We start from the raw sequence: 14,448 nt of genomic DNA on the forward strand, positions 1-14,448 counted from the left end.
TTGCAAATGTTGAGATATTCTCCTGTTAAATCCTGTCTATATAAGCAGAGGACGAAAGATCCTCATGAAAGGAGGCAAATTATATGGATGATGTATCAATAATTGAATTATTACAAAAACGAGATCAATCCGCAATCAATGAACTGCGTCAGAAGTACGAACGGCTTTGTACATATATCGCAGGCAATGTTCTTTCTCAGCACGAGGACGTTGAAGAATGTGTGAATTCCGCCTGTTATGAGATATGGGACAGTATCCCGCCTGCAAAGCCGAATGATCTGAAAAGCTATTTATGCAGTGTCGTAAGAAATATTGCGATAAATAGGCTTGAGTACAACTCTGCTGCAAAACGTGACAGCCGCTACACAGTATCTCTCGATGAAATATCCGAGTGTGTACCTGCTGATGCTGACGATAATATCACACTGTCCGAACTTGCAGATGCTATCAGCCGTTTTCTGCGCACACAGGACGAACTTCAGCGCAGAGTTTTTGTGCGCCGATATACTTATGGTGATTCGGTGGCAGAGATCGCAAAACGCTTTTCGCTGAACGAGAGTACAGTCAGCACCTATCTTTTCAGGACAAGGAAAAAACTGAAAGTATTTCTGAAGAAGGAGGGATATGACTATGAATAATAATAACTTTATGAAAGCTATGAGCATGATAGACGAAGATCTCATAAAGGAAGCTGATACTCCGTATACAGGCAAGACAGACTCTGAAAATACTAAAGTTTCCTTCAGCGAAGATGATAACTCAGCTGTCGTTTCGGGCGTTGATGTATATCACAGGAATATCTGGAAAAAGTGCCTTGGCATTGCAGCTTCACTGGTCATAGTTTTAGGAGCTGTAGGCGGTGGAATTTATCACTTCAGTAAGACGAAGGATAAGCCTGTTGTAAACGAAGAAATTGAGAACGATTATGCTTCGATATATGAAACGGTAAAGGCAAATAAAGATACATACGATATGAACGAGTATGTATGTAATTATTCAACAGTGGATATTAGCTTTGTAAGAGAAGCAAACGATTACAAGGACAAATTATTTGAATATTTAGACAGCATTGAGGGGGTAAAACAAGTTGAAAAATACCCGAATTCATTCAGAAGTGTCCTTTTTACATTCAGTGATGATAAGAGCGGAAAGAAGTTTGATTTTTCCATACGTGAGAACGGATACGGCATATGGCAGGAAATAGAGGGAGACGAAAATGCAGTATTGACACCTCCAAACGTAGAAACCTACTATTACGGTAAGGATGTATTTGAAAAGCTGTTTAAAGAGGCACTTAACGTTGCAGACAGTGATACTGTGGAAGCTATGAACAAGGTATCTCAAGAAGAAATAGAGAACTTTGTTACCAATCATCTGGAAAAATGCGATGGCAAGGTAGTGTATTATCCGTGGCTGAGTGCAGAGGAATGTGAGATAAAAAAATATAGTCTCACAGATAAAGAAGCTCTCACTAATGCTTTAATGAATTTTGAATGGGTAAAGATAAAAGAAAGTGAATTTGAATATTACGACTGGTATGATATGGGTATCAGAATATCAGAAAATGGATATCTTATGGCAGTAGGTAACGATCCTGATCCTTATGGCTGCTATAAGCTGAAGTACGAAGATGAATGTGAAAAGCTTGCAGCTGAGATCAAATCCGTGCTTGGATATGCTGTGGATAACAGTGATGTATCAAGCGAAGATATAAAAAATGCATTACAGGAATTAACCACCGGTACATTGGCGCAATGGCGCAGCGGACCTGACTATGTACCTCAGGGAAGAGAAAACTATGAGACTACAGCCCGTTATTATACTTTGAATGACGGAGAGAGCTTTATCAATGAGATAGCATCTTTTGAATGGGTGACCTGTGATAGTCTTGAGATAGATGAAAAAGCATATTTTTATGATCATGGCATGATGAACTTAAAAGGAGCTTATAATTTTGGAATTACAGAAAATAGTTTTGGTGGAACAGGCTCCTTTTATCCGTTAGGTTATATAATTAGTACAGCAGGTCGCTTTAAACTGAAAAATGAAAGCGATGCTGAAAAGTTTGCAGCGATATTTGACAAATATCTGATCATGGAGAAAGAATCAGAGATCGCCGAAAAGATATGCAGCGGCATGACAAATTACGATAACCTCAGAGGCCATTTTACGTTTGAAAAAACCTATGGAGATGAAGATCAAATAATTGACGGATATATGAGCTATGACGCTAAGAATGAAAAGCTGTACATGAAAGGTGACGGACATCTTCTCTATCAGGAAAAAGAAAACACAATAGAGCTCGTAATGAACGGTCATGATAACGCTGCTTACAGAACTGTAGAAAAAGATACAGGAAATACAGAACGCATCGGAATATACAGATACAGCAGCGGAAGTTCAACTCCTCCGCCCGATAATTATATTTATCTGTGTAAAAGTTTAGAGAAACTTCTTACACCGAGAGACTTTAATGAATATAATTCTGCTAAACAGAATAATTATCAGATAACAGAAAGTGACGGAAAAATCGAAGTATATTCACATGGAGCAACAGACGGCTTTTACACACGTATTATCCTGACTGAAAGAGGACAGCTTATATCTTATGAAAACATTGGTCCGAGCTATAAAACCATATTCAAGCTTGATGATTATGAGTTCGACTCGCCTGATTTCACTATGGAAGATGTTGGACAGCTATATGAAAGCATAAAAGCAGAAGAGGAAGAACAATATAAAAGACAGACGGAATGATCTGTTGTAATATGGCTTTTTCGCATATAACATGATATTTTCGTTTATCAGTTCAAAACGTAAAAAAACAGCGGCTCACTTTAAGTGAGCCGCTATATTTTGCGATAAACTTTTGCTGTAATAGTTCAGCTTATTAATGATTATATATCTCAGTGCCTCTTGCAGCAGCTCTCTGTCTTTCAATGACAGAAAGGCTTTTGAATTTTCTTCTTTCTGTGACAGCAGGAAGCTCCTCAAGGTGGGATAAAGTCATTTTAAACGGGATAAGTCTTGCTTCTCTGTCCTTTTTTGCATCTTCCGCATTATCCAGCCACTGGATATGAGGACTTGCCTGAATAGTATCATAACAACCTAAATTTTTAAAGTAACTGTAATCACCCGGACAGCGATTTTTTACACTTGCTGCAACTTTGGCAAAGCCTGTTCTGATACCGTTTTTCAAAAAGCCGTTCTGCGGCATGATATCGGAGTTATAAGCAATTGTCATTTTATCGTACAGCTCCTGCATTTTCTCGTTATTATCGATTTCGCAGACATCACTCAGGTAAGAGCAGTTCAAACCGTCGAAGGTCTCGCAGTTGATCTTGAAAGCGGAGATATCTTCTCTGTCAAATTTGTCGTCAAGTATAAAGAAATATGATTTTATTACTTCATCTTCAATTCCCGAACGACCTAAACAAGCGTGTCTTTCAAGGAATGTTTTGTAGCAGTTGCCGAGAGTTGCATAGTGCAGCTCTCCGAAGAATACTATCATATCTGTATTGAGATACAGCTTTTCAAATGTTTTTTCCCAATCATCGTTAAAGACACAGGTCCTGTTGCTGAAACAGCACTGGCAGCCGGTACAGTGACGGATATCCTTTTCTCTTAAAGTAATGACCTCAGTTTCAAAGCCGCTGGCTTCAAATCTCAGTTTTGCAGCTTTTATTGCAGATGCTATCTTAGGTATCTCTTTTTCGCAGGTATCCATTAGAACTACCCTGCCCTTTGTCTTGGCTTTGGGCATAGTTCTGCTTTTATAGTATTCTGCCATAGCCTTTGTATACTTGAACCAGCAAAACAGTTCTTCACGGCCTGTAGGTGAGAGTATCTCCATACTTTCCAGACTCAGACTGTTGATATATTTCAGGTCGTTTCTTTTCGCCCACAGTTCAAATCTGTTATGAGCCATAGTATCGCCCAGCATACCTGAAGTGGACAGAAAGGTAACAGGCTTGTCTTTTATCAGGTCATGGTAATTATCGGACAGCATATCAAGTAATTCTCCCATACTGCTATGTACATCGAAATGGAACACAGCACCTGACATGATGATGAGTTCAGCTTTTCTGACAGCTTCTTCGATATTTTCGGTCACTGTACCGCTGAATGCGGGAATGATCTCAAACTCATCTTCATTGAGCTTTTCCTGATACCATTTTTTTAGGTAAAGAATAGTTTGTAGTGTGATTGATAGATCGTCTTTTGGCGAACAGTTTAGAACACATATCTTCATAATTAATTCCTGCTTTCTTTGCTTAGTTGTAGTATTGTGATGATGCAATAAATATATATCTGTATTATTCATTATACCATAATAAATGGTATACAGCAATAATTGTGCCGAAAAAAGGCCATATAAATATTATTTCGGTAATTTGTTTTTAATATAATGTAAAACGCAGCTGTGTAGATCTGCCGCGAAAAAACAAAAACTTTTCATTGTACATCTTGATTTTTGCTGGACGATGTGATATAATGTAAATACCATAAAGAGTGCGTGAGGGACAAGCCCGTTGACCGCACAGCAACCTGCGATAGTAAGGTGCTAAAGCTTGAACGATGGGATAATACAGCTGATGAGCGATCCTGTCGTGACGATGGGGTCGCTTTTGTACTCTTGTGGAATATTTTTTAAGGAGAGTATGGATATGCGTACTATCAGAGAATTACTGGGAACTGAGGAGAAAGTTTGGTTTTACATCGACAGTGAGGAGATTTGGCAGGACTTCCTTGAACTTGCAAAAGACTTCCGCTTCGGGGACCTGCCTCGTGAAAAGTGGAAATCCGGTTATGTTATCGCTGTACATAGCAACGGGAAAATGGGACACGTACCTGTATTTATATGGTGTATGTCCTTCGGCGATAGGGAAGGAGTACCAGTAAAGTACGATCTGAGAAAGATAATAGACGGAGAAGAGAAGGTCATCTGCAATGCTCCCCATTTCAGAGGAAGAATGATATGCTGATATGAGAAAAGCTCTGCGGTGATACTGCCGCAGAGCTTAATAACTTTTAGTATAATTTTTGTGCTGTTTTGCAGAGCTGCTTTGCCCCTACATTCAATATTATAGCATAATCCACCGGATATTTCAAGTTTAAAGAATAACGAATTTTTTGGTGAAATATTGTGAGAATTAACAGCGTAAAACTATTGATTTTTTATAAAAAATAAAGTATAATAATTAAAAGAAAGAATATAAATAGGCAAATGTAGAACCGAAAAGGGAGATTACCGTGATCCACCCATTCATAGCAGAAATACGGTATTTATTTTATTTGTAAAGGAGTTTTTAATATGGGATTTACAGTAATGGGCGTAACTGCCGGTCGTAAAGACAGTAATTGCGAGATACTTCTTAAAGAAGCACTTATGGTCTGTCAGGAAATGGGTGCTGAGATCACAATGATAAATTTAAAGGATTATAATCTCCTTGACTGTACAGGCTGTACCTCATGTACTATGGGAATGTCTATGGGAAAGAATACAGGCTGTTCACTGAAAAATAAAGATGATAAGGACAAGATAATGCAGGTAATGCTCAATCAGGATGCAGTTATATTTGCTGCACCTACATATGCGCTTATGCCCTCATCATTGTTCCTTAAATTCATGCACAGAAATTTAGCATATGAGTCAGCATTCCTTACACAGATAGGTGCTATCGAGCCCCGTGACCGTGTAGGCGCACTTATAGCTGTAGGCGGTTCTTATCGTTCATGGCAGTCACTTGCACTTGAATGTATGCAGATAACCACAGTTACAAACAGCTTCAAGGTAGTTGATATGTATATGGCTACTGCTGTTCCTGCACCTGCACAGGTACTTCTTCACGAGGAGAAGCTTGCCCGTGCAAGAGAGATAGGACAGAATGTAATGAAGGCACTGAACACTCCTGCTGCTGAAAGAAAGTGGCTGGGCGATCCCAATGCAGGCTGGTGTCCAAACTGTCACAGCAACAGCCTGTGCTTAGGCGATGTTCAGTGGAAGGGATTAAAGTATCCTATCGAGTGTACAGTATGCGGAGCAGGCGGCGATCTTGAAAAGACTCCTGACGGAAAGTGGAAATTCGTTATCGCTCCAAACGGACTTGAGCGTGACAGAACTACCGAAGAGGGTCGTGGAGTACACTGCGACGAGATAGCCGAAGTACAGGGCGGATTTTTCATGGATCCCAATGCCCGTGCAGAGGTCGCTCAAAAGCTTGAAAAATACAAAAAGATAACCTTCAAAGGGATCTGATAAGTGTAAAACCAAGACAAACGGCAGAGCTGTTGCAACTCTGCCGTTTGTCCATTACTATATTATATTCAGAAAAGCTTACTTTTTAAAGAAAGCTCCACTGCCTGCATTATCAACATCGTCCGACCATACATAGCCTGTATCGTCTGCACCTCTTTCGGAGATAGCGATATAGCCTGTTCCGTTGGTATAGACAGTCTCGGTCGAGGAAGTCATTCCGTTCTCATCAAGAGTAACGATGTACTTTGAGCAATTGTTATAGTGAAGAACAGCTCTGCCGTCAAACTGACCTGTGATGTACCAGTTGTCGATCTCTGTGTCGGATACCTTGCGTGTGATGTTGACCTTGTAGCCGTTTCCTATATTGTCTAAGGCCATTGAGAAATTGCTGTTGTTCTCATCGTAGAACAGACCTGCGAAAAGGTCATTCGTGTCTAAATTAACGTGTGAACCTGCTGACTCATAAGCAGCATCAGCTGTTTCGTCAGATGTATCGGCTGATGTTGTAGTCTCTGTGTTTGTGTTTTCTGCGGCAGCAGTTGTGGTCTCGGCAGCTGTATCAGCGGCAGTTGTTGCAGCTTCAGCAGCCTCCTGTGCAGCTGTAGTTGTCTCCTCAGCGGAAGCTGCGGCAGTAGTTGCAGCTGTGGAAGAATGTTTCTGCTTCTGATGAGTTTCTTCCTCACCGCAGCCGCAAAGCAGCATTGTCATTATAAGTACACAGAATAATCTTTTTTTCATAATATTATCTCCTATTTATTGTATTTAGCTATAGGTACGCGAAAAATGTACCGCAGCTTTCATATCATACAATCGACATAAAAAAAGAAAATGTGTCATTATTTTTTTGATTTCAGCGTTTTGTACAACAAAAATCATCTTCTGTTATTTAAAACGAGTATAATTAATGTGATCCTTCATATGCGTTAAATTATTATAACAGTATGCTTTCAATGTATAGATTTATGTCGAAAAATATAAGTGTTACCGCAAATTTCGACTTGCCCACCGCAAAAAATGACTTGTAAAAATAATGCTATATGTTAAAATCAAATTAATGGGCAGAAATAGAAAGCGAGGTAATTTGCCGAATGATTAGAAATATTCTGAAAAAGATATCTTTAGTTGCAGCATTTGCTTGTATCATGAGTACATTCACAGGCTGCAGCCAGAATAATAACGAAGCCAGCGGAAAGACTCAGGTATTCCACGAGAATATTACAGGTACTGCTGACGGATACGATTACGAGCTCTGGAAGGACGAGGGAGATACTACCTTCAATGTAGAGTCGGGCGGCGGTAATTTCTCCTGCGAATGGGAGAATATAAACAATGCACTTTTCCGCCGTGGTAAGAAGTATGACTGCACCAAGACCTATCAGGAACTTGGAAATATGTCCATTGACTACGGCGTGGACTATCAGCCTGTGGGCAATTCTTATATGTGCGTATACGGCTGGACAAGAGAGCCTCTTGTAGAGTATTACATAGTAGAATCATGGGGAAGCTGGAGACCGCCGGGAGCACCTGCTGCACTTGGAACAGTCACAGTTGACGGTGGTACTTATGATATATACAAGACAACAAGATACGAACAGCCTTCCATTGACGGCACTCAGACCTTTGACCAGTACTGGAGCGTAAGACGAAAAAAGCCTGACAGCAGCGGCAATAAGATCGAAGGTACTATATCAATATCAAAGCATTTTGATGCATGGAAGAAGTGCGGACTTGAGCTTGGAAAAATGTATGAGGTCGCACTTACCATAGAGGGGTATCAGTCACAGGGCAAGGCTACTATATATAAGAATGACCTTAAAGTCGGCGGAACATATTCCGAGGCAAATGATATAGATGTAACAGTTGACTATGATGCTATCGCAAAGCTTGAAAGCTCAGTCTCAGAGGGGGATCCCACTGAATCAGGCTTCTTTGATATCAGCTTTGAAAAGGGAGCTGAGGGCTGGATACCACGCGGCGGCTCACTTGTAACTGTTGACAAGGAAAATGCATCTGACGGAAAACAGTCGCTGTTTGTCAGCGGCAGAACGGATAACTGGAACGGTGCAGCCATAATGCTCAGCAGTGACATCTACAAGCCGGGCAAAGCGTATAAATTCTCGGCAAAGGCAATGCAGAAAAGCGGCGAAGATGTAACGATGAAGCTGACCATGCAGTACAACGACGGTACAGAAAAGTACGATGAGGTGGCATTGGTCACAGCCAAGAGCGGAGAATGGGTAACGCTTTCCAATGATGCATATGTTATCCCCGAGGGAGCAGAGATGTTACAGCTCTATGTAGAGTCTCCCGACAGTCTTACTGATTTTTATGTTGACGAGGTATCTGGAGCTGAATAAGCTATAAATACCAATAAATCGCAGATTATGGAGCTGATCCCAGTGGTCGGCTCTTTCTGTTTTGATATCCTGAAAAATTTTTTGTGACGAAATGTTGCATCTTGACGTTTGTATAGAGTGAAAGCTACCATGGAAGCTTTAAGCGGCTGTGATCCGGTACACAGATCATGACTGCAAAACAAAAAAAGGAGGGTACCGCATGACAGGCGGCGAATATCTTGATCTTCTGGAAAAGTCTCAGAAGAAAGCGCATGAGAAACTGTTTGAGGAATATTACAGCTATGTCCGTGCAATAGCGTATAACAGGCTCAGAAGCGTTGGTACGAATGAGGATGTGGAGGAGTGTATCAGTGATATATTTGCACGTATATTCTTTACATTCGGTGAAAAGTATAACAACGGCGACATGAAGCCATTTATAGGAGTAGTGGCTAAGCGGATCAGCATTGACCATTACAGGAGCCTTATGCGTCATACTGATAAAACATTTTCAATAGACGAAGATACGAGCCGTGAACTGAGTTCGGACGAAGACCTTGTAAGCGAAAGCGAAAGGACTGAACTCAGGCGTATACTGATGGATAGTATCAATTCGTTGGGAGAACCAGATTCAACCATAATAATACAGAAGTACTATTATGCTAAACGGTCACAGCAGATCGGAGAATTACTTTCAATGAAACCGTCAACAGTGCGGATGCGATGCAAAAGAGCGGTTGAAAAACTTCGCAGTATACTTGTTAAGAGAGGTATAAAGGAGGAAATGATATGAGAGATCTAAAGCTTGGCATACTTGACAGAGCAGATGATGATATCATTGATAGACTTGTTCCTTTTTCGTCAGATGACAAAAAGACTAAAAAGCGAATACTTGCAATGAGCGAGAAAAAATTAGCAGAATTACAGAGCGGTTCCGAAACAGCATCAAATGAAATAAGCGTTCGCGGTGTTGAACAGTACCGCAGACCAATGTGGTACAAACCTTTGAGCATAGCAGCAGCTCTTGTATTCATGGTTGGCGGAGTAGGTATGTTCACATTTCTGAACAGGACAAAGGGAAATCAGTTTAATGATCCCGATCAAAACAATGCTGCAGTTACAACAGAGGCAGTGACATCTGAAACAACCGAAGCTGATACAACAGAAATGCAGACTACAGAAGCAGTGACAGAAGCAGTGACAGAGGTACAGTCTGCAATAAACAGTCATACATTTGAAGAAATGAAGAGCATTGCAGATGAGCTTTTGCCTTATTGGATCGAAGCGAGAAATCTATATTCTGAAGGATACTTTGAGAAGAACGGAGAACAGCTCAAGATCTGGTCATCGCATTTCAACAAGGAACTTATATACTACAAGTTAAAAGATACTCGTTTTACTTCATATGATGAACTTATCAATTATTATAGTACGTATTTTATTGATCCTGTAAGTAAGTTCTATTGCTATAAAATAGACGGTGATGATACTTCAGTACTTGAATATGACGAGAACATCCATGGTATGATCGAATACAAGGGAGAACTGTATGTACATGAATATCTAACCCCTACCGTACCTGATTATTCAGCCGTAACACCTATTTCAGAAAAGTCATCTCAAGTCAGAGAGGATTCATTCGGCTGGGAGAGAGATACGATTTGCCAGCCCGGCGATGAATATCTTGGCGGCTCAGGCGAAATGGTGGCTATTCTGAAAATGGAATTCATGAAAGACGATGACGGTATATGGAAAATAGCATCATGCCAAGCATCATCTACTGAAAAGGACACATTTTATGCTGAATCTGGCTCTTCGATAGAAGAATAGATATCAGCAAAAACAAATACCGATTATGATACCGTATATGATAAGGTTAAGGAGTATTTGAAAAACGAGTATGATTATTCAGGCATGGTATCATTCGATTTTACTGATCAGCTTTATGATGATACAGATATCGTTAATGATAACTATGTAAACAACAATAACTGGATATCTTGTACTTGCAGTGATCTTCTACATGACGGAGGTTGTCTGATACTTTTCCTTGATGAAAACGGAACAGTTTTCGCACAAAAAATAACACATTAACATCAGCTCTCCTTCGGCTAAGGTCGGGGGAGAGTTTTATTTTGTCATAAACGAATACATTTTTCACTAAAAAACACGTTTTGTGCTGCATAAAACAAGTCTTATATTGTCAGAAAATTGATACAAATTGTCAATTGACGTAAAAAATAATGTTTGTTATAATATATTATGATATTAAGGACATATGTCCGAAGGATATAGAGGTATGAGTTTTATGAAAAAGATGAATTTGAAAATGGCAGCTGTTTTACCGCTTGCGGTTGTACTTGTAGGCTGCGGAAGAGTGACTATCGACCCTAACGACTATCTTGAAGTAGAGTTTGAGGGAATGGATTCCATCGCAACGGCTGATTACAGCATCGACTATGAGAAAATGGTCACTGATAACCTGAAAGCATTCGACATTAAGAGCAAGAAAGACGAAAAGGCTATTGAAAAAGCAGCCAGAAAGCTTGAGAAGTATCTCGGCGGCGAGCTTGACAACACAAGAAAGCTTTCAAACGGCGATACTATAACATTTGAGTGGAACGATGACAAGGTTGAGAGACTTGAGAAGAAGTACAATATCAAGTTAAAGATCAGTGATAAGACTATCGAGGTCAAGGATCTTGAAGTTCCAAAGGAATTTGATCCTTTTGAGTATCTTGATATCGAGTATTCAGGCGTTGGTGATAACAGTGTCATGTCTCTCAAGGTAGACGGTGATCTCCCTGTAAACCTCGGTTTTGATGCTGATAAGAAATACGGCGTAAAGAACGGCGATAAGGTAACAGTTACTTTCGGACCTTCATATTACGATGAAGATGATATAATGGATGCCTGCTTTAAAAAGGGATACAAGCCGACTCAGATAAAGAAGGAGATCAAGGTCGAAGGCGTACCTTCATATGTTGAAAAGATAGATGATATCGAAAAGGCATCTTACGACAGAATGGAGAAGTATGCGCTTGACAGCTTCAATGAGCTTGCTGACAAGTGGACTGACAAGACACTTGTTGATGTAAGCTTTGAGGGCGTTGATATGTATATCCCGAAGGAGACAGGATACTTCACACCTCATAATATAGTATGCTACGTATACAAGGTAACAGCAAAGAATCCTGAGGCAGCTAAGGAAGAGGAAAAGAAGGAAGAAGCAACAGAGGCTGAAAAGACAACTGCTGCTGAGGAAGCTACCACAAGGGCTGAGGAGAAAAAGGAAGAGGCAACTACAACAGCTGCTGACGATAAGAAGAAGGAAGAAGCTGCAACAACTACCAAGTCCGAGGACAAGGAAAAGACTACCGAAGCCAAGAAAGACGACAAAAAGTCAGATAAGAAGGACGATAATACATTCACATATTATTACTACACTCTCTTCGAGAACGTTATAACACCTGATAACGGCAAGGGAAGCGATTTCAGCGGAATTACCATAGAAGTTCCCGACAGCAATGTATTCTTCGGCGATATATACGGCGAAGGCTTCAAGAAGGGGAATGTCATCTTTGACGGATTTGAGACACTTGATAAGCTCAGAGATTACTTCAAGGAAAACTACGAAGGCGCAAAGTTCGAGACAAATATCAAAAAGTGATATATCATGAAAATACCCGATAAATATATCGGGTGTTTTTTTGTCAGTATATTGAGGAAAAATGTCTCAATCTGTCTGTATTATACGATTATAGTATATAGGGGCATAATACTCTGAAAAAACAACAATCCCCTTCAGCACAGTCGGAGAAATTAAAACTGCGCCAAAGGGGAGTGTATCAAGGAATGTGGGATATGATGATAGCTTTATTCATTATACAGAAGTGATATCTGTATTGCGAGAGCGTCATTAAGCGTAACGCCGTCATTATTGCCAGTAACATCGGCATTTATCTTGCCCTGTTCAGTGAGCTCGTATTTGTTTGGATTTGCCAGAGACTGCATTATTATAACAGTATCCGAAAGATCCTTACCGCCGTCGATATTGGCATCGCCTTCAACTGTTGAAACAGGTTCTTCTTCGAGCTCTTCATCAAAATCATACAGCTTTACCTTTAAAGGCTTGAATTCTGAAGTATCAGTAACTTCGTCCTTTTCGGGCTGTCTTACGATAGTGAATTTTCCTGCTTCGTCCTCAGGAGTATGATAGTTTGTTGCGCTGTACCAGCCGAAGTAAGAATCATATTCAAACCAGCCTGATATGTTGATATGAGTGCCTATCTTGAGCTCATCAAGCCCGGGGTTATTTGTCATGAAAGCGAACTTGTATCCGCCCTCAACTGTGAATATATCATCGTATTCTATACCTATTATTTTAACGTCTTCTAACTCAGGGGCATACTGTATCATGTGATCAGCACAAAGTCTTTTATCTATGACCTTGCGCTTGCTAAAATCTTTCTGTATCTCCATTTTAGCATATTGCTCGTAATCTCCGCTTGCGGAAATGAGCTCATAATCACCTGTGAATGCATAGAATTCATCTGTATTTGCGAAGTAGTGGAAAAATCCCGAAACTCTTATAACATCGCCTCTGCCAAGCTCATACGGATCATGTTCGGCCGTGCTAAAGCCCCATCTTGTTCCGTCCTCGGCAACGATGATAAATGAATCTACTTCCTTTACGGTTATCTCCTTATTGAACTTATAGAGAGTATAATCGTAATAATGTACGGGATACTTGCCTTCCGGCTGTTTCTCCTCGAAAATGTATCTCATTTCGGCAGCTGTAGTTGTGGTAGTGGTAGGACAAGTAGTTATATCGTTGACGTTAGTGGTAGTAGTAACGATCTCTGTCTCTTCGACCCAGTTACCATCCTCGTCTTCATAACCGCCGTATCCGTTATAGCCAATCACGTAGTCGCAGAGACCCATATAGCTGTCAACGTTGTAGAACATATCGGTATCCTTATCGTAAGCATATTCCCCCTCAAGGCTTATGCAGTTGTTCTTTTTGAACATATCGGTGTAATTTTGCAGACCGCTGCTTACGTAAATTTTCATACCGTTATCGACAGTGATAGTATCCTTATCTGCCTCGATAACATAGGTTCCGTATGAGCCGAACTCGATATGCGGCATTTCAGCTATCTTTGCTTCGAGCTCCTTGTCCTGCTTTGTTTCACTCTGAACGAGCTTTATATTAGCTGTGCAGTTGAGGTAGAGATCCTGAGCCTCGCTGTATGCAAACTCGCCTGAGATGCTTATCTTGTTGCCCTTCTGGAACATACCTGTATAGAGCTTATTTTCGCCGCTGTTAATATAGAGCTTTTTGCCGTCATCAAGAGTGATGACTTCGTATGACGCGTCAACTACTTCAGCGCAATCGTAATCAAGCTCTACTCTCGGGAGCACGATACCGCTTGACGGTTGTGGTTCAGCGTTCGGATCCGGAGGATCAATACCTATCGCAACTATGATAGAAGGTCCATTCGGAGCGGCGTTTGCTGAAAGAGCAGAAGTATTGAGCTGTGGAGCGACTGCCATTGCGCACGAGAGCACAGCGGCTAAACTTCTTTTGATGTTCATTGTAAATACCTCCTTATGAACGTGGTAGTAATATGCTGACATGATCTGAAAATATCATGCCTGCACGGGGGGAGTGTTTTGAGAGCGTCCTCTCAAAAAATATCTATAGATAAGAAATGCGGTTTTAAAACCTTTACACTTATTAGTCTGAGAAAAATGAAAAAACACTCACCTTTTTTCAAAAAAATTTTTCGGATTTTTTAAAAAGTGTGTAAAACAAGGTATATAGGCATTTAAGGAAAGGTGCCGAACAAA

At 40.5% G+C, this 14,448-nt stretch carries 12 protein-coding genes and 1 riboswitch; of the genes, 9 read left to right on the top strand and 3 right to left on the bottom strand.

Features of this window, described 5'->3' with window-relative positions; all coding sequences use genetic code 11:
* The first annotated feature begins 83 nt into the window (after nucleotides 1-83).
* Nucleotides 84-638 carry a sigma-70 family RNA polymerase sigma factor gene (locus tag QZZ41_RS03950; RefSeq protein WP_295068455.1) on the top strand — a complete coding sequence of 185 codons (555 nt, stop codon included), beginning with the start codon at nucleotides 84-86 and terminating at the stop codon, nucleotides 636-638.
* Entirely contained in the window at nucleotides 631-2,757 is a 2,127-nt protein-coding gene (locus QZZ41_RS03955; RefSeq protein WP_295068457.1) for a hypothetical protein, read from the top strand. The genes QZZ41_RS03950 and QZZ41_RS03955 overlap by 8 nt, the downstream gene beginning before the upstream one ends.
* A gap of 133 nt (nucleotides 2,758-2,890) precedes the next feature.
* On the opposite strand, the gene QZZ41_RS03960 is transcribed toward QZZ41_RS03955, so the two are convergent.
* Nucleotides 2,891-4,252: a hypothetical protein gene (locus QZZ41_RS03960; protein WP_295068460.1), complete on the bottom strand. Its 1,362-nt coding sequence runs from the start codon at nucleotides 4,250-4,252 to the stop codon at nucleotides 2,891-2,893.
* 248 nt (nucleotides 4,253-4,500) lie between these two features.
* A riboswitch (SAM riboswitch) is annotated at nucleotides 4,501-4,585 on the top strand.
* 82 nt (nucleotides 4,586-4,667) lie between these two features.
* Here QZZ41_RS03960 and QZZ41_RS03965 point away from each other — a divergent pair.
* Together QZZ41_RS03965 and QZZ41_RS03970 are read left to right on the top strand one after the other, a co-directional pair.
* The gene (locus tag QZZ41_RS03965) at nucleotides 4,668-4,985 is read left to right on the top strand and encodes a hypothetical protein (protein ID WP_295068462.1); all 318 of its coding nucleotides are present in this window, start codon (nucleotides 4,668-4,670) and stop codon (nucleotides 4,983-4,985) included.
* A 329-nt stretch (nucleotides 4,986-5,314) separates the two neighbouring features.
* Nucleotides 5,315-6,259 carry a flavodoxin family protein gene (locus QZZ41_RS03970; RefSeq protein WP_295068465.1) on the top strand — a complete coding sequence of 315 codons (945 nt, stop codon included), beginning with the start codon at nucleotides 5,315-5,317 and terminating at the stop codon, nucleotides 6,257-6,259.
* Nucleotides 6,260-6,337: 78 nt separating this feature from the next.
* Here the strand turns inward: QZZ41_RS03970 and QZZ41_RS03975 are convergent, their stop codons facing one another.
* A complete protein-coding gene (locus QZZ41_RS03975; protein ID WP_295068468.1) occupies nucleotides 6,338-6,997 on the bottom strand; it encodes a hypothetical protein in 660 nt (219 codons plus the stop codon).
* A gap of 350 nt (nucleotides 6,998-7,347) precedes the next feature.
* Between QZZ41_RS03975 and QZZ41_RS03980 the strand changes: the two genes are divergently transcribed.
* From QZZ41_RS03980 to QZZ41_RS04000, 5 genes are all read left to right on the top strand, one after another.
* On the top strand, nucleotides 7,348-8,616 hold the full coding sequence (locus QZZ41_RS03980) for a glycoside hydrolase family 11 protein (RefSeq protein ID WP_295068471.1): 1,269 nt from the start codon (nucleotides 7,348-7,350) through the stop codon (nucleotides 8,614-8,616).
* A 199-nt stretch (nucleotides 8,617-8,815) separates the two neighbouring features.
* The gene (locus QZZ41_RS03985) at nucleotides 8,816-9,388 is read left to right on the top strand and encodes a sigma-70 family RNA polymerase sigma factor (protein WP_295068474.1); all 573 of its coding nucleotides are present in this window, start codon (nucleotides 8,816-8,818) and stop codon (nucleotides 9,386-9,388) included.
* Nucleotides 9,385-10,425, top strand: coding sequence for a hypothetical protein (locus QZZ41_RS03990; RefSeq protein WP_295068476.1), 1,041 nt, complete (start codon nucleotides 9,385-9,387; stop codon nucleotides 10,423-10,425). Before QZZ41_RS03985 ends, QZZ41_RS03990 begins: the two co-directional genes overlap by 4 nt.
* Nucleotides 10,426-10,482: 57 nt before the next feature.
* Nucleotides 10,483-10,689, top strand: a complete 207-nt coding sequence (locus QZZ41_RS03995; protein ID WP_295068478.1) for a hypothetical protein — start codon at nucleotides 10,483-10,485, stop codon at nucleotides 10,687-10,689.
* Between the two features lie 205 nt (nucleotides 10,690-10,894).
* On the top strand, nucleotides 10,895-12,265 hold the full coding sequence (locus QZZ41_RS04000) for a hypothetical protein (RefSeq protein WP_295068481.1): 1,371 nt from the start codon (nucleotides 10,895-10,897) through the stop codon (nucleotides 12,263-12,265).
* 206 nt (nucleotides 12,266-12,471) lie between these two features.
* Here the strand turns inward: QZZ41_RS04000 and QZZ41_RS04005 are convergent, their stop codons facing one another.
* A complete protein-coding gene (locus QZZ41_RS04005; RefSeq protein ID WP_295068484.1) occupies nucleotides 12,472-14,193 on the bottom strand; it encodes a hypothetical protein in 1,722 nt (573 codons plus the stop codon).
* Nucleotides 14,194-14,448 lie beyond the last annotated feature (255 nt).

This window comes from Ruminococcus sp. (assembly GCF_016283395.1).